11 protein-coding genes are annotated in these 17752 nt (G+C 39.8%); 2 read left to right on the top strand and 9 right to left on the bottom strand.

Going from position 1 to position 17752, the window contains the following annotated elements; all coding sequences use genetic code 11:
- Positions 1–446 precede the first annotated feature (446 nt).
- Both E7480_07575 and E7480_07570 read right to left on the bottom strand, forming a co-directional pair.
- The gene (locus E7480_07575) at positions 447–1241 is read right to left on the bottom strand and encodes an SGNH/GDSL hydrolase family protein (GenBank protein ID MBE6904451.1); all 795 of its coding nucleotides are present in this window, start codon (positions 1239–1241) and stop codon (positions 447–449) included.
- Between the two features lie 2 nt (positions 1242–1243).
- On the bottom strand, positions 1244–2566 hold the full coding sequence (locus tag E7480_07570) for a sialate O-acetylesterase (protein ID MBE6904450.1): 1323 nt from the start codon (positions 2564–2566) through the stop codon (positions 1244–1246).
- A gap of 136 nt (positions 2567–2702) precedes the next feature.
- Between E7480_07570 and E7480_07565 the strand changes: the two genes are divergently transcribed.
- Both E7480_07565 and E7480_07560 read left to right on the top strand, forming a co-directional pair.
- Complete coding sequence (locus E7480_07565; GenBank protein ID MBE6904449.1) at positions 2703–5612, top strand: hypothetical protein; 2910 nt, start codon at positions 2703–2705, stop codon at positions 5610–5612.
- Between the two features lie 18 nt (positions 5613–5630).
- Positions 5631–10481: a hypothetical protein gene (locus tag E7480_07560; protein ID MBE6904448.1), complete on the top strand. Its 4851-nt coding sequence runs from the start codon at positions 5631–5633 to the stop codon at positions 10479–10481.
- A gap of 301 nt (positions 10482–10782) precedes the next feature.
- Here the strand turns inward: E7480_07560 and E7480_07555 are convergent, their stop codons facing one another.
- The 7 genes from E7480_07555 to E7480_07525 all read right to left on the bottom strand — a co-directional run bounded on the left by E7480_07555 (position 10783) and on the right by E7480_07525 (position 16976).
- A complete protein-coding gene (locus tag E7480_07555; protein ID MBE6904447.1) occupies positions 10783–11586 on the bottom strand; it encodes a hypothetical protein in 804 nt (267 codons plus the stop codon).
- A 67-nt stretch (positions 11587–11653) separates the two neighbouring features.
- Positions 11654–13090 (bottom strand): flotillin family protein, encoded by a 1437-nt coding sequence (locus E7480_07550; protein MBE6904446.1) that lies wholly within the window; start codon positions 13088–13090, stop codon positions 11654–11656.
- A 21-nt stretch (positions 13091–13111) separates the two neighbouring features.
- Positions 13112–13753 carry an NfeD-like protein gene (locus tag E7480_07545; protein ID MBE6904445.1) on the bottom strand — a complete coding sequence of 214 codons (642 nt, stop codon included), beginning with the start codon at positions 13751–13753 and terminating at the stop codon, positions 13112–13114.
- 44 nt (positions 13754–13797) lie between these two features.
- A complete protein-coding gene (locus E7480_07540; GenBank protein MBE6904444.1) occupies positions 13798–14352 on the bottom strand; it encodes a DUF1836 domain-containing protein in 555 nt (184 codons plus the stop codon).
- A gap of 226 nt (positions 14353–14578) precedes the next feature.
- Positions 14579–15544 carry a hypothetical protein gene (locus tag E7480_07535; protein MBE6904443.1) on the bottom strand — a complete coding sequence of 322 codons (966 nt, stop codon included), beginning with the start codon at positions 15542–15544 and terminating at the stop codon, positions 14579–14581.
- Positions 15545–15783: 239 nt separating this feature from the next.
- Positions 15784–16227 carry a threonine/serine exporter gene (locus E7480_07530; GenBank protein MBE6904442.1) on the bottom strand — a complete coding sequence of 148 codons (444 nt, stop codon included), beginning with the start codon at positions 16225–16227 and terminating at the stop codon, positions 15784–15786.
- Positions 16224–16976, bottom strand: coding sequence for a threonine/serine exporter family protein (locus E7480_07525; GenBank protein MBE6904441.1), 753 nt, complete (start codon positions 16974–16976; stop codon positions 16224–16226). Before E7480_07525 ends, E7480_07530 begins: the two co-directional genes overlap by 4 nt.
- Between the last annotated feature and the right edge of the window lie 776 nt (positions 16977–17752).

Raw genomic sequence — 17752 nt, 5'->3', positions numbered from 1 at the left:
TTCACTCTTAGAATGAATACCTGAATCTTACGTGCCAACCGCACACCGCTTTTCTGCTGAGAATGCCAGTCTTTTCGGGATATTTCGGCATATCGGGAACTCGTCAAAAATGGTGTAAAAACCTGAACCATACGCGTCTGCCAATTCCGCCATACCCGCGTCTTAAAGTAATAAGTAATAGGTAAGAGGTAAGAAGTAGGAGGTTCCTCTATTTTTACACGGCGAGGACTGCCGAGGCGGAGCATTTCGCTTAATCCGCAACGCTTTGATTTTTACACGGCAAGCAAACCGAGGGTGAGCTTATTTTTTCGGATAAATCTTACTTTTCACCTTATCACACCTTTTTGTATTATATCAAATCTTTTTTTATCAGTCAAGGTGTTTAGCGAAAGAAAAAATAACGCATTTTTAATTCAATGCGTTATTTTTTTGCGGTTTGGGGAATTTTACCATTTATATTTTACGTTGTGGTATTCTGTGCCTACGAAGCCGATTTGGCAAAAATCGTCCATATTGTGTCTTATTATGTAATCGATGTAGCTTTCCATAATTTTTGCTGTAAAGACGTAGCCTGCGGCGTTTAAATGACCGCTTAAATAGAATATTTTTCTGAATTGTTCGTCATAGACGGGAGCATATTTATCTAAATCTATAACGTATGTATATTCAAAAAGCTTTGACAGCTCATATAACAGCTCAGTATGCTCCTTTGATACGGGGCCGTTTTCATTTTGAGGCATAGTTACAAGGAAAAATCTTGCCTTGGGCTGTTTTTCCTTTAAGCGCTGAATTATTCTTGAATACCAGCCTGCAAAGGTGTCCTTATTGTTGTTATAGTCCTTTAAATCTATGTCAGAAACGCTTCCTATTTCTTGCTTCATATTCAATATGTCATTTACGCCTAAGGCGATTATATAGGCTTGGCAAACCTTGTCGTCATCCCAGAAGCCGTTATCCTGCGCAAAGGACTGCATATATTCCTTTGCCGTCATTCCGCCTCTTGAAAAATTAAAGACCTTACAGCCACAGTCCCTTGCAAGAAACTGTCCCCAGGAATATTCGTACAAATCGTGATAGCCTATGTTTCCCTGCTCGTCCAAGGACTCAAATTCTCCTGAGGAAAGGCTGTCACCCACACAGCCGATTGTTCTGAAAATTTTACAAAAGCCGCCATCCTCAACTATTCTTTCAAGGGGTTTTTCTGCTTTATCGTTGAATTTATAATAATTTATATAGTCCATAGCTATTCTCCTAATTTAACCGGTCCAAAAGCGCAAATTGCACGGCCTTTTTCGTCTGTGATGTTGCAGTAAGGGCTTCTGCCCCAACCGTAATAGAGATATCTCTCTTTAAGCTCAGGAATTGTTCTTTGGGTATATATAACTGCCTTGTTTCCCTCAAGGGACACTCTATGTATTGAATCCTCATTTACTGTGTCGGGAGAAGAGCTTAAAGCAAAGCCCCAAGGACGTCCCTTGCTTGTAAGTGAGCCGTGAAGATTTTCAAGCTCTACCAAAATACGATTGCGCCACGCATCAACGCTTTCTACCCACACTTTTTTAACTCTCGGCGCCGCTAAAATATCTTTTTTCTCGGGCCATAGCAAGTGCGCCATACTCTCTGCCGCATCCTTACCCACCTGTGCCTGCGACTTACTTGTAAGATGAATACAGTCAGAGAGCTCTTTGTCAATTGCTGTAATTGTATCAATACCCGAAATCTTCTCATTCAAATCATACTGCTGCATTTTTACACTGCTCCAGCTGTCAGTTCTGCTTTCTTCAACGCAAAAATATACAGGGCCTATCTGCACCTGAACAATTGGGATATCCTTGCCGAAATCCTTTCTTGCTTCTTCAAAAATTTTAAGAGTTCTTTCGGTGAATTTTACGCTGTCCTCAGGTAATGTATCCGAACAGCCCTGATACCAGAACATTCCTCTCACATTGGAGCCGTTAAGCTCAAATCTTTCTACCATAGCGGCATAAAGGCTACCGTCTGTACCTTCGTTTTTAATATCGGGGCTCCATTGGGTTGTGCTTGTTCCGCCGTGCGCCGCATTGATTACGCCCTGAGGTACACCGCCCGAATATTTTTTCATTTCCTGAGCAAAGGAAAGTCCCGGACCTACATTTCCGGTTCCCTTGACAAATCCCTCGGGAAGAAGTTTTTTATGTGCTTTATAAGGGGTTTTTGCCAAATCGCAAAGAGGATGCTTTGCAGCTCCCCATTCCCCCTGCATATAATAAGCTCTTATCTCTTCATCAACGGGAGCTTCAATATCCTCTTTTGTTATCTCTCCGCAGCCTTCCATATTGGACTGACCTGCAAGCATCCACAGGTCTCCCACGTAGATATCTTCAAAAATTTCGCCGTCTATATTTACAGTATACGGACCGCCCACAGCCATACCTGTCAAGCGTGTGCCTTTTTGGGTTTCTTCAACCTTAAGCTCGCCTGCTGATGCGCCTGTATAAGTTGCGCTTTTTATCTTTTCTTTAATATAAATTTCGCAAACATTATTCTCGTTGCGCTGCATAACCATTCCGCTGAGTATTCCTCTCATAAAAAGACCTTCCTTTCTTTTTTAAATTTACCACATTTGACCTTTAAAGTCAATTTATAAAGTGATATTTTTCTCTTTTCAAATCAATTTTTTTATGGTATAATATATTACTTAATATTTCAAGGAGGGATATGCTGTGTCGGATAAAAACAATACACAAGAAGCTTTTTTGCCAAAGAGCACATCACCCGTTTTGCTTTCTGCCATAAGGAAATACACCAAAAAGGCGCAAAACGATGCAAAGCTTCTTATGACAGGGCAAAAGGCAAAGCTTTTGCCTGTTATCAATTTTGAAAACGACAGCTCTCTTTCTCTCTCCTTTAAAATAGGTGTAAATCGGCTTTATGTTCTCAACAATCTGTCTGAATTTAAGCTGAATATGGAAAACAACGCTTTAGCCTCTTACGGAAAAGACGAGCTTTACCACAGCCCCGACAGCTTTGAAGCTGACAGCTTGCCGACCTTGAGCTTTCTTATGAAGCAGTTACCTCAAAGTGTTGACACCTACAGCTATTACCGCAGAAGCACCGATAAAAAGCATCTGCGTCTTAACCGCTACACACTTGACAGCTTTTTTGAAAGCTGCATAGATAATGCCGTTGAGGTTATTGACTCAGAGCGCTTCAAGGCTGAGGTTATATATGAAAATCCTCAGATAAATCTTGAGTTTTCAAAGCTGAGAGAGGACAGCTTCAGGCTCACCTTTTCGCCCCATTTCAAAGCATTTATGGGTGTTAACAGCTGTTATATTTTTATTGATAAAAAAATATATGTCTGCGACAGCGAGTTTACCGCTGCTGCAGGAGAGCTTCTTTATGAAATTTCGGCATCGGGTTCATACTCTTTTGTTTTGCAAAAAAATGATTTTGAAGAGTTTTGCTCCTGTGTTCTTTCAAAGGTCTCCGAATTTATAAATATTCCCGAAATTCCTCAGGAGCTTGATTTCAAAGCTCTCTCCTCCCTTGTATGCAAGGCGTATATAGACCGTCTTGACAGCTTTGAATTTTTTGCAAGGCTTGAGTTTCATTACGGGGACAAAATGCACACCGACATAGTAAACAAAAGCTTTAAAAGCTCGTTGGATATTGAAAAAGAAAAAGTGTGCGAAGCCTGTATAAAAGAGTTTTTTACCGAATATGACGAAACAAAAAACATCTTTCTTTGCAAAGACGAAGACAAAATGTTTGACTTTTTATCCTACGGCGCCCTTAGGCTGTCCCGTTTTGCTCAGGTTTTTGTTTCGCAGGAAATTGCAGGGATAAAACCCGTGCGTGCTACAGGAATGAGTATAGGTGTGCGCCTTCAGAGCAATCTTATCTCTCTTGATATAGATTACGGCTCATTAAGCCCCACCGATGTTATTGACGCAATAGAAACGTATAAAAGAAAAAAGAAGTTTGTACGTCTTAAAAACGGCTCGTTTTTAAATCTTGAAAGCTCGCCTGTTGCAGAGCTTTATGAGCTTATGCAGGGTCTTGATTTAAGCCCGAGAAATCTTCTTTCGGGTATAATTGAGATACCCTCACACAGAGCAATTTATCTTGATTCCGTTATAGAAAAAAGCAAGCTTGTTTCCTACTCTTCAAATACCGATTTTAAAAATTTTGTTGAACGTATCAAAAATGTAAATTTTTCTCAGCCTCAAATTCCCCAAAGCTTAGAGAACATTTTGAGAGAGTATCAGAAGACAGGCTTTATGTGGCTTAAAACTCTTTATGATTACGGCTTTTCGGGTATTCTTGCAGACGATATGGGTCTTGGAAAAACCTTGCAGGTGCTATCTCTTTTATTAAGCTTTAAAGATAGCGGAAATACAAAGCCGTCATTGGTTATCTGCCCCTCTTCCTTAGTGCTTAACTGGGTAAGTGAGGTTGAAAAATTCACGCCCCGACTTAAAGCTTGCGCCGTAACAGGTAATGCAGAAGAACGAAAGCAAATTCTTTTACAAAGCAGAGCCGATATTTTCGTTACCTCCTACGAGCTTTTAAAAAGAGATATCGAATTTTACTGTCAAAAGAGCTTTTTCTTTGAAATAATAGACGAGGCTCAATATATTAAAAACCATTCAACTCAGAATTCAAAGGCTGTAAAGCTTATAAAAAGCGTACACCGTCTTGCTCTTACAGGTACACCTATTGAAAACTGTCTTGCTGAGCTTTGGTCTATTTTTGATTTTCTTATGCCCGGCTATCTTTACAGCTATTCCCGTTTTAAAACAAGATTTGAAATTCCCATAGTTCGTGAAGGCAATAAGCAGGCGACAGAAACTCTTCAAAGGCTTGTAAGCGCATTTATATTGCGTCGCTTGAAAAAGGATGTTTTGACTGAGCTTCCCGAAAAAACAGAAACAGTAATTTACTCGGCACTGTCAGAGGAACAGGAAAGATTATATGTTGCCAATGTAACTGCCGCAAAAACAAAAATTTCAGGTCAGCTTGACAGCTCGGATAAGCTGCAGATTTTGGCACTTCTTACCCGTCTGCGACAGCTTTGCTGTGATCCGTCCTTGGTGTATGAAAACTACACCGAGCAAAGCGCAAAATTGGAAGCCTGCTTAGAGCTTATCGAGGAATGTATTGCATCAAAGCATAAGCTTTTGCTCTTTTCTCAGTTTACCTCTATGCTTGAAATAATTCAAAAAGAGCTTGTCAGCCGAGGAATTTCCTATTATAAAATAACAGGTGAAACCAAGGCAGACGAGCGTTTAGGTCTTGTAAACCGCTTTAATGCTGACAGTACTCCCGTCTTTTTAATTTCCCTTAAGGCAGGGGGCGTGGGTCTTAATCTGACAGGTGCAGACACAGTAATTCACTATGACCCTTGGTGGAATTTATCGGTGCAAAATCAGGCTACCGACAGAAGCTACCGCTTGGGACAGAAAAAAAGCGTTCAGGTCTACAAGCTTATTGCCAAAGGCACAATCGAAGAAAAAATACTCAAAATGCAGCAAAACAAAGCGGCCCTTGCCGACAGCATAGTGAAGGACGGAGATATATCCCTTGCAAAGCTGAGCAAGGACGAGATTATAGAGCTTTTATCGCTTTAGATTACAGGAGGATTTTTTATGAGCATATTAAAAAAATCAATATCGGTAATTCTTTGTATTACACTGTTGCTCAGCACCTTGACGGTGCCTGCTTTTGCACAGGAGGAGGAGCGTGATGTTCATTACTCCGATTTGTTTTTCGGATATTCCTATTATCTTGAAAATTCAAATCTCTTAGACCAATATTACGAGGGCGTTTCGGGCACCTTTGATAAAATTTTTATAGATTTCTATAACAGCGGTGAATACAGCTGGTCCTACGGCAAGGAGCTTATTGACACCGCCGCAAGCCCTGCGCAGATTTGTAAAAATATTTGTGACGGCTTAGGCTTTACCGACTATACCTATAACAATATGCTTGACAGTGCAAACAGAATTTTTGCACAGCATTTGGTAAGCGGCTTTAAGGGCAGCGAGTTTATGGAAAACAACAATAAATACGCTAAATATTTATCCACTCTTTTAGGTGTTATCGAGGAGATAGAAAAATTAGGTCTTGAATTAAATCCCGACAGCACAGAAAGTGAAAAAACAGCACAGCTTTTAGAGGGTGCTTTAGCAAAGCTTAATGACGCTAGGCTTTTGAGCAAGCTAAATCTTTCCGAGGTTGAAATCACCAACGATATGCTTATGGAAAAGCTTGGGGATTTAGTTGGTGCAACAGAGTATATTGCAAGCTTTATTGATGCAATTACAATATATTCCGCAAGCCTTGCCCTTGAAAATGTGCGAATAGAAATAGTTGAGGATATTTATACAGCTGCACCGTCAGGCTCTATGCTCAGAGACGGTATGTCAAGGCTTTACAGCGAGTTAAAAAGCAAATTTTCCAATTATTTTATATATAACTATTTTGTTCAAGGCGTATTTTATGACCTTGCCGAAAAGCTTGCTATGAAAAGCGTACCCACACCCAACGGAACGCTTACTCTTGCATTGGCTGTTATGGAGGTAGTTTCCTTTGTTACCTTCGATATTTTAAGACCTCAAACTGTAAATATTGATGATTTGCTGACTCAGGTTGCTTTAAAAGCCTATGTAGAGGATTTATATAAGGCAGTAAAAAATCAAAGCTATGTTTTCTCTTCAAGATTTAAGCTTAGCGAGGTTTCGAAATATCTCAATTTATTAAAGGGGTTAACCTGTGCTGTAGATGCGGCAACAGATGCTTCGGAGAAAATTGTGCTTGACACAAACAGGGACAGCCTTGCAACACTTAAAAGAAACTTTTATCAAAAGGACGTCTGTGCATCAATTCTCAATCAAGCTGTTGCGGCAGTTAAAAGCGCCCCTGCAGACGAGCTTATTAAATACACCTACGGCACTCTATCTGTAAATAACTCCAACAAATATGACTATGTTTTTTATCTCAGAGGAAGCTCTGACAATATAGAGCCCGACACCTTTTATGTTACCTTTGACGGCTATGACGGAGACCTCTCTCTTGCAGAAGGCGCAAGGGTTACTGTTCCCGAGAATGAAACATTAAAAATAAACGGCTCTCTTATACTTAACGGTGATTGGAATGGCGGCCCCTCCTTTGCTAATCACGGAGACCTCACCTTAAACGGCTCTGTATCAGCTTCAAGCAGAAATGCAGGAGTATCTGTCGCAAATTATAATATTATGCGGGTTTCGGGAAGTCTTCACGCAGGCTACAGATGTTCCTTTTATAATTCACCCGAGGCTACCTTATATTTGGGAGGCAATCTCTCCTGGGGTTCAAACGGTTCAAGTGTTACTCTTAATAAATCCACAATATATATAGGCGGCGATATTACATCGGCTTGGCATAACGGCCGTGAGGCAGTAGGCACACTTGTGCTGACAGGCACACAGCAGCAGACCTTTAACTATATAGATTTCGATAAGCTTATAATAGAAAATTCCTCTGCTGACGGTGCAAGCTTTACCACGATTACCGTAAAGGAGCTTTTTAACCATAACGGAAACAGCTTTACAACAACAGGCACCTGTACCTTCCCCGACTATGACGGAGACGGCACAAAGGACAATAAGGACACAGCTCCATTGGTTGGCTTGCCCTGTACAATTTCAGTTAACACCTCCGACTCAAGCCACGGCACTGTTTCAACAGATAAAATAGAAACAGCAGGCGGTGCAACCCATACAGTAACAGCAAATTCCAATTTTAAATATGAGTTTGTACATTGGAAAAATTCTGCAGGTACGGTTGTTTCGCAAAATAAAGAATATACCTTTGTAGCAAAAAAAGATGAAACGCTGACAGCCGTTTTCAAAAAACGTGCACATTCCATTACCGTAAATGCCTTGGGAGGAACAATATATGTTCCTTCAAGTGCCGAGATTGACTCGGTTGTAAATGTTAGTCTTATAGAGGATAACGGTTATGTTTATAAGGCTGACAGCTTATGTGTCAACGGTACAAAAATAGAAAATTCAAGCTTTATTATGCCTGACGAGCCTGTAACCGTCAGTGCCGAATTTGTGAGAAACGAAAATTATTTTGCACTTAAGGAAATGATTGAAAAGGTGCAGGGATATACCTATGAAGACTATTCGGCACAAAGCTTTGATGACTTGCGAAATGCAATTTTTGATGCACAGGAGGCACTGAAAAACGACATAAGCGTGCAAACTGTCAATGAGCATATAGCGGCACTTCAAGCGGCTGAACAAAAGCTTACACAAAAATTTATTGTAGACCTCAAAATAGTTTATTATGCAGACCTTTATTTAGATGTTCCCGAGCTTATTTACGATTTTGCTCTTTCGGTAATCTATGATAACGGTACAAGCGAAGCTGCTCCTTACTATACTGTTTCAGATTTTGACGCTTCTGTTTTGGGAGAACAGCTTGTCACCTTTTCCTACGGGGGTGTTTCTAAGGCTGAAACGGTAGTTGTTTTTAAAAGAAACATTACCTGCTCTACAGTTGATGAGCTTCCGAGCTATGCCTTTTCAAAGGGAGAGAGCTACGAGCCCGAGGTATCTCTTACATATGAGCACTACAATGAAAAATTGGTAAAGGACAGAGATTACACCGTTACATATATAGACAACGACAAAATAGGTATGGCTACCGCTGTTGTTACAGGTATCGGAAAATATGAGGGAACACTTGAGCTTCTCTTTACTATCTATTGCGACCATTCTGTAGGATACAGTATAGACGGTTTTTGTCTAACCTGCGGCGGATATGAGCCTGCTGCTTTAAACAGCGATAATTTTTACGAAATTGAAAATGCGGGACAGCTTTTATTCTTTGCAGATATGGTTTGTTCGGGATATTGGGAAATAAATGCACTTTTGAAAAATGACATTGATATATCTGATTATCCAAATGCGGTAATTGATTATTATGCGGGAATTTTTGACGGCAACGGACACAAAATAACAGTTAATTTAAGCGGCGGCAGTAATACGGCTCTTTTCCCCCATACATTAAGCTGTACAATTAAAAATCTGACAATAGCAGGAAGCATCTCAACAACAGGACAGTTTTCGGGCGGTATAATCAGTATGATTAATGAGAGAGCCGCTGTAAATATAGAAAACTGTATTGTTTCGGCAAGTATAAATTCAAGTGTATCGGGTGACGGTACACACGGCGGCTTGGTGGGAATTGTTATGGACAATGCCACCGTAAGCTTTGACAACTGTGCTTTTGTCGGCTCCTTAGGCTCAACAAAGACTCATTCCTGCGGCGGCTTTGTAGGCTGGGCGGCAGATAAGGCTAAGGTTAATATTAAAAATTCATATGTAGCGGCAAGCTTTACTGTCGGCACAAGCAATTCAAATACCTTTGTACGCAGAAATTCTGCAACGGTAAGCGTTGTTAACTGCTATTATCTCAATGCTTTAGGCGGCTATTACAGTGCAAAACAGCTGACAGCCGAGCAATTTGCCAACGGTAAGGCTGTAATGTATTTAAATGCCAACAATCAAAAGCCCTATTGGACACAAAAAATCGGCACAGACTATCCCTCAATTTGTCTGCATCAGCAATACGAAAACGGCTTTTGTACTGCCTGCGGCGGTTGGGAAGCTCCCTATTACAATTCTTCGCTCTATTATGAAATTGAAAATGCAGGTCAGCTTTTCTGGTTTGCCAATACAGTAAACTCAGGCACTAACACAATTAACGCTATCCTTAAAGCCGACATTGATTTGGCAGGCTGTTTATGGACACCTATAGGAATATATGTAGATGATTATAGGGTAAGCTACAAGGGTGTTTTTGACGGAAATTATCACGTTATACGGAATATGACTGTTTTTGAAACAGGTCTTAAGGAAGCAGGCTTTTTCGGCAGAGCGGATTTTTCCACAATTAAAAACTTAGGCTTTGAAAACGCAAGCGTTACCCAAGCCAACGAAAACGGCATACGTGCAGGTATAATAGGCGGCGAAATCTGGCGCAGTATAGTTATAAACTGCTATGCTCACGGCGCAGTTTCCACTCTTAACCCCACCGATTGCGGCGGTATTGCAGGAGAAGCGGCAGACGGTACAACCTTTACAAACTGTTACACAAGCTTTAAAACTATTGTGGGCGACGGTACAGGAGTGCTGACAAACTGCTTTGACACCTCAAACACCACTCCCGAGCAATTTGCAAGCGGAGAAATATGCGCTTCTCTCAACAATAATACAAATATCTATTCTCAGACTATAGGACTTGACCTCTATCCGTCATTTAGCGCAGGAGCTTATAGCGGTGATATCACAGGGGATAAAGAAATAAATATCCTTGATTTAATTGCTTTGCAAAACTCGCTTCTTTCTTCAGAAACAGACTACACAGCAGACACAAACAACGACTGTAAAATTGACATTTGCGACTTGCTTTGGCTGAAAAAATACATTTTAAGCCTACACAACTAAAAACATACTTATCAACAAAGGGAGATAGCTTCGAAGCTATCTCCCTTTCAGGGTGTAGAAAAACCTTTCGACACCCTGATAGACTGTCCAAAAAGAGTGCAGATTTCGTCAATCCGTTCTCGTCGGCGTACGGTGTGGCGGAAAGCAGAAAAAATTTATTTAAATTCCGTATTTTTATGCGGAATTTTTCATTACAAAAAAATATAGGAAAAGAGAAAAAACTCCTTTCCTATATCAGTTTTGAAAATCAGCTTCAACCTATTTGCTTTTTCCTTTTCTGCGGTCTGTGCCTTTTTAGTCTTTATCCTATCTTTTGCGTGCTGTATTCTATCTCTATCCCGTTACTATAGTACTTGAATAAGAAATCATCCTTGTTTACGTATTCTATATCCTTGCCTGTTATTTGCATTATTGCCTGTATCATCAGCTGTTCTTCAAGCCCTGTATTTGTCGCTTTTTCAAGCTCAGAGATAAACAAATTTACTGCATAGTCTTTCTCGCTGAGAATTTTCTGCCATTTTTCAGGATTTGCATCAATATAGTCCTTTGTGTGACTGCTCATTGAAACGCTTTTTGTGTTAGCTATATCAGAAATATATTCCCTGATTGGCGGATGTCTGAACCCGAGAAGATTGACCGTAAGTATCACAATTCCCACTGCTACCGAAATTACAACAGTAGCTTTTCTGCTGAATATGTAAAATCCGCTTGGCTCTGCATTATCTGCATCGCTGATAAAAAAGCTCAGTCTTAGCTTTTCAATAGCCCACATAACCTTAGGGATAAGCGCCTCAATGCTTGCCAATAAGAAAAATATCATTCCAACCCACAAAAGCTCAAAGCTTCGCTGAGTAATTATACCTATGATAATAAATACAAGAGTGCATAAAGCCCCTATAAGTGCCGCTGCCCCCATAGCTTTATCAAGCTTACTTACATAAAGAGGGTCTTTTTTGTTGTACATTTCTTCAATTTTTCCGCTTACCTTGGCACGCATTTTTTGCTCCTCAAAAGAGGATAGCTTATCGCCCAACATTTCGTTACAGTCAACGCAAAAAATACGCTCATCGGAATTATGAGCCCCGCAATTATCACAAAGCTTCATTTTTCGCACCCCTTTTAATCAGGGCACCTTCCTTATGGAAAGTGCCCCGTTACCTATATCATTAAATCTATTCAGCCTTTGTTTCGGTCTGTTCTTCATTCTTTACTGCAGGCTCAATTGTTACAGCTGCTGTGTTTTCAACATCAGCCTTTTTCTTGCCCAAAATTTCGGGGAGCTGCATTCCTGCCAGAGAGAAAACCTCCTCTAAAGGCGGAACTGACTGCATCATACCGGAAATAAAGCCGGCGGTGGTATTTTTTCCGTCCTTATTCTGACCGTTATCCCAAACAGTAACCTTATCAATCTTTATATTCTTAATAGCATCAACCTGAACACGCATTAAATCTTCAAGCTTATCCGCAATCAAAAGCTTGAGAGCCGCTTCGGCATCTCCGTTAGCAGACTTAACGATTTCCGCAAAGCCTGTTGCCTGCTTTTTAAGTATTTCTTCAACGCCTCGTGCTTCGGCTTCCATTTTTGCATAAATAGCATCTGCTTCACCCTTCGCTCTGCGGCGGATTTGCTCTGCTTCTGCCTCTGCCTCTAATTCAAGCTGACGTTTCTTAGTTTCTGCTCGAACGATAATATCTGCTTCCAAGGTTGCTTGCTCACGGGAGCGACGTGCTTCCTCAGCCGCCTGCTCTGCAGCATAAGCCTCCTCCAACGCCTTTGCCGCCTGGATTTTTTCAGCCGTTGTGGCAATTTTCTGAGCCTCTGCCTCTTTTTCCTTAAGTGCTGCCTCAGACATCGCTATCTTCATTTTTGCCTCATTTTCACCCTGGATAGCAATTGAATCAGCTTCGGAAACCTTAATTCTTTGTTCCATCTGAGCATTAGCCTCACCGATTGAACCGTCTCTTTCCTGCTCAGCAACACTCTTTTTAGCATCGTTAATAGCCTTTGCCGCTGCCTCTTTACCGAGAGCCGCAATATAGCCCGATTCGTCGCTGATATCGGTAACGTTTACGTTTATCAGACGAAGACCGATTTTTTTAAGCTCTGTTTCAACATTACTGCTGACAGCCGCCAAAAATTTATCACGGTCTGTGTTAATTTCCTCAATATCCATTGTTGCAATAATAAGACGAAGCTGACCGAAAATTATATCCTTTGAAAGCTCTTGAATTTCAGAAAGCTGTAATCCAAGCAAGCGCTCTGCCGCATTTTGCATAACACCGGGCTCGGTAGAAATACCTACTGTAAAACGGGAAGGTACATCAATTCGGATATTCTGTCTTGAAAGAGCGTTTTTCAAATCCACCTGAATTGAAATAGGTGTCAAATCAAGAAACTGATAAGACTGAAATACAGGCACTACAAACTCTGCGCCGCCGTGAATACATTTTGCGCTTCTGTTTGTGCCGTCCTTGTTTTTTCCGATAGAACCGTAGATTACCATAATCTTATCGGAAGGACATTTCTTGTACCTTGAGCATGCCCAAATAATAAAGGACATTACCACTAAAACAATCGCACTTACTAAAATAATTACTCCTGATTCCATTTATAAACCTCCATAAATAATTTATTTGCTTCTGACTACTAAAGCCGTCTGCCCGCTAAGACCTGTTACAACTACCTCACGGCCTGTGGGAATATCTTCGTTTTCATCGGTTACGGCATCGCGCTCCACAAAAGAGCCCTGAAGCATAACATTTACCTTGCCCTCGCCTTTTCTGTTGGCAGGAACTGTAAGATAAACCTTACCTGAAACACCGACAGCATTGCGGTTATCAAGATTTCCGTCGTTGCGAAGCTTCATTACAGAGCGCATCAGCAAAGCAATCATACTCATCATAGCAAAGCCGCAGACCAATGCTACAGGAATCGTAATCCAAAGCTTTACGCCTGCGCTCTCCATTCCGTATCCTACCCAACCGAATACAACCAAAAATGAAATTATTCCTCTTACTGTAAATAACCGTAAAGCCTCTAAGCCGCTGGGGTCAATATCACCGTCAGGAACATCGTGTGAAAAAACTCCGTCTGTATCCGTATCTGCATCCGCAATATCTTCTCCCAACGAAAATCCGTCACCGTCTGCTGTTTCTGCGCCAATTCCTATTAGCATAAGTATCGTTTGTACAATCAAAACTAATGTTGCAGGAACAGCAATACAGGCAAAAATTTGCGCAACTAAACTCAATGAGTTCCACCAAGTAAGCATATAAATTCCTCCTTATTTTGCGAGAATAAATTGGGTAAAAAGCATTATTCTAAGCTTAAAAGCTTTTTTTCAGCCGTACTGCGACAAATCGAGGCAAAGTGCGCATATGCCATTACCTGCAAAATTTTACTAAGTCTTTGCCGTGCCCCCTGTACAGGCTCGCTGTAATCCTCGGCAGCCGTCTCCGCTGCAGATATAACCGTTTTTTCATCAATGGTTATTGAATTGATGTCCGAAAGCATATCTACATATTTGTGATACAGCTCACTGTCGTCAATCAAATCATCGCTTTGGTCCTTTAAATCACCATTGATATATGACAGCAGGCTACAAATACTGTCAAGCGGTAATGATTCCCTTAACATATTTATATTCACTATTCTTGCAAATTGACTTTTTGTATACTGACGGTTAACCGGAGAAGAAACAAAGCCACGTTTAACCCAATTCTGTATCATATAGGGTTCAAGACCTGTCATCACCGAAACCTGAGAAAGAGTAATTCCGCCGGCGGCAAAAATACCCTCAAACATAATACGTGAACAGCCTTTTGCAATTCCCGAAACTTCGATCGTAGTTCCTGGTAGGTTGGTAGCCATTATATCACCTTCCTAATTAGGTTACTTAGATTATATCACACGGTCACGTGATTGTCAATAGGGATTTTAAGATTTTTTATATGCTAAATTTATTGCTTTCACAAAACAGATGCTATCCTGCTATATAGTCCTTTTTTCCTCCGTGAGAGCCAAAAATCTGCCGGCTCCCCTTGTCTGAGCAAGAAAGAACAGCCTCACTTGAGACTGCTCCTTTCTTCCTGTGATACTAATCAGCTTGAACGCTTGATTTGACTTCATTTTCAATTGAAAGCTCTTGCAAAAGCTTTTTTCTTTTTTTAATCAGGTCAATTTCTATAGCAAGCCAAAGTATAAACGAAGCAAAAATAAAAAATTCAAGGATGTTCGTCGGCCCTTCAACATCAAATTCAAACAGTCCCCATTTTTCACGGCTGATATAGCTAAAACCGCCAATAGCCCGACTTACATCTGTATCCCACTCACTTGCCGTTAGCTTTTTAGCGTCAACACGTGAGTCGTGCCAAAGCTTAATTTCTGCCGTTTCACTTACATTACCTATCAATTCCACTCTTGATGAACCGGAACAAATCAGCCTAAAGCTTTTCGCATCAATGTTATAAATTACACCTTTGTCCACTCCAAAAGCCAATTCAGCCACAACCTTGTCGGCTTTTGCGGCGTCAAAGTCCAAAGTAAGATTTGTATCCGTATAAAAACGAGAAATAGGCGCATGCACAGTTATATCTAATTTTTCGCAATCAACATATAGCCCATAGTTATAATCATATGATGTGTCGTCCTCATGCACACGATTATATATATCATCTTTACATTCAATTATCAGAACATTGTCTGATAAACTTATATCAATAACATCGTGAATTTCTTTATTTGCGCTTATCTCAACATAATATTCTGTATCATTGATAATTTTCAAATTAGGCACTTCGTTTGTAAATAGAGTTCTCTTTCCTTTTGAAAACTCAGCTTCAAAGAAATACAATGCGGAACATTCTTCAATATCATATTTTTTAACAGCAATATCTCCATTAGCAACATACATTGCGTATTCAGAATCAATACTTATTTTTTTACCAAATAATGCATTAAAAAGAAAATAACCGTACAATAACAAAATCAAAGACGAAATAGTCAAAAATATTGAAATAATTATAAGTCCAACAGTATTCATTCTCTTTTTTCTTTTATTCATTAAATCACCGCCTATAATTGTTATAGTTAGTCGAAACAGTAATACGAAATACTGTTTCGACACCAAATCAGTGATTTGGAAGCAAATTTTCAAAGAAAATTTGACAATAACCATTGCAATGATTGTCTTGTGAAATAAAATTTTATAGAATTTGATTTCACAAAGCCGATAAAATCGGCTTATTGAAACGCTTTTCAGCGTTTCGACAAACTACAATCATTATAAGTATTGCGTTAAAATTATACTTTATTTTTTTTGCCGGTAATCAATTTTGCAATCGTAGTCGAAATAATAATACCCAACGCTAAAGCAGAAGCCAGCTGCATAGTGTATATCGCTTTGGGTAAAAAGGTATTTACGTTGCCCTGAAAAGCAAGCACCATTGTATAATAAAGCGAGCCGCCGGGGATAAGAGGTATTAACGAGGTGGTAATAAAGGTAGTTGTCGGTGTTTTTAACACTCTTGCCATTATTTCTGCGTATGTAGAGATAACACAGGCTACAATAAAATATACGATTGGCTCATTTGTAACAAATTTACTTATCACAACAAACAACAACCACGAAAGCAAGGCGCCGATTGCTACTGTGAGCAGTCTTTTGCCACGAATATTAAATAGTATTGCAAAGCCTGTTGTACCTACAAAGCCTGCTAAAATTTGAATTATTTCAGTTTGTGTCATAAAACAAAGCCTCCCAAAACAGCAACCAAGAAATAACCTGCTGCAATTGCAAGTGCTGTAAGCACAGCTTCAATAGAACGTAAAAGACCTGCAATACTGTCTCCGATAAACAAATCACGTATTGCATTGGTCAAACCAATACCGGGAATAAGTGACATTATATTACCTATGATAACTTTATCCACATCATTTATCCAAGCGAATTTAACTGCCAAAAAAGCCAAAAATGTAATTATGACGGTGGCAAAAAATTTATCAAATATTTTGTTGGAGATTATTTTTTCAGAAAAAAACAGACTTAGTCTGACTGCTGCCCCAACAAACAGAGAAATCACAGACTCTGTAATATTTCCGCCGAAAAACAGCGTAAATGCACCCGCTATTACCGCATAGCATATAAACTCAAGCCAAATCGGAAATTTTTTGCTTCTTTTTGCATCGCTTAATTTCTTCTCGATTTCTTGCTCTGTAAGCTTATTTTCACAAATTTCTCTTGATAAATTATTTAAATAATGCAGTTTTTCAAAATTAAAGCTTGCAGTAGTTACTCTGCGTGTTTGTGTATATGTATTTCCATCCTCTGTATGAATGGTAACAACCATACTGCTTGTAATGATAAAAACATCAACTCTTACTGCGCCTAATGCGTGGCACATTCGGTTTATGCTTTCCTCAACTCTATGAACCTCAGCCCCTGAAATCAGCATCTGCTCGCCAATATCCATAGCATAGCCAAACAACTTTACCATTAAAAATCCTCTTTTCGCAACTCCAAATTATCTATAAGGCTAATATACCATTTATAATGAATTTTTTCAAGCTATATATGAAAAGAGCTATCTCTAAACAAGAGATAACTCTTTTGATAAACTTTATTTAATCTCAAGCAAATCTCTCTGTACAAGAGCTTCGCAAGCCTGTTAATTATTTCTAATTATACGTTCATTTCAGCCATAAAAACGAACATAAAAGCAAGGAACAACAAAAGCCCAAAGAAGCCCAATACCAAAATCAACCATTTAATCCATCGTCCTGATTTTTTTGTGCCGTATTCTACAACCTCATCCATATATACATAATCGTTGGCTTCAGCAGCAGAAACGAGCTTGTTATAAACAACAGTCTTGAGGCCCTTTTGCTTAACCTCAATAAGTAAAACATCATCTTCGCCAAATTCAAGCTCACCGCCTAAGGTGGTGTTGGTGCTATCCTGTACAGCCGCCGTCAATTTACTTGCAAAGCCACCGTCAGAAAGTCTGTTTGAGGCTCTCTCCAGTTTTGTTACAGTTGTAGCAAAAATGTGGTTAGTGCCTGCGGAAATCGTGAAGGATTTTGGATGCTTGCCTGTAACAGTAACTTCTTTTCCACCATTGATTCTAAGGTAGAGTGCGCTAATGTTAATATCTCCGTAAACAATAATCTTTGCCATATCAAGATCAAATTCACCATTTGTTTCAGTATGGACAACAACACTGATTTCCGTTATATTTCCACAGGAGGCACATGGCTTTCCTTTGTGATATAC

This window comes from Oscillospiraceae bacterium, from assembly GCA_015067255.1.
Taxonomy (GTDB): domain Bacteria; phylum Bacillota; class Clostridia; order Oscillospirales; family SIG519; genus SIG519.
This window is presented reverse-complemented; position numbering and strand designations above follow the sequence as displayed.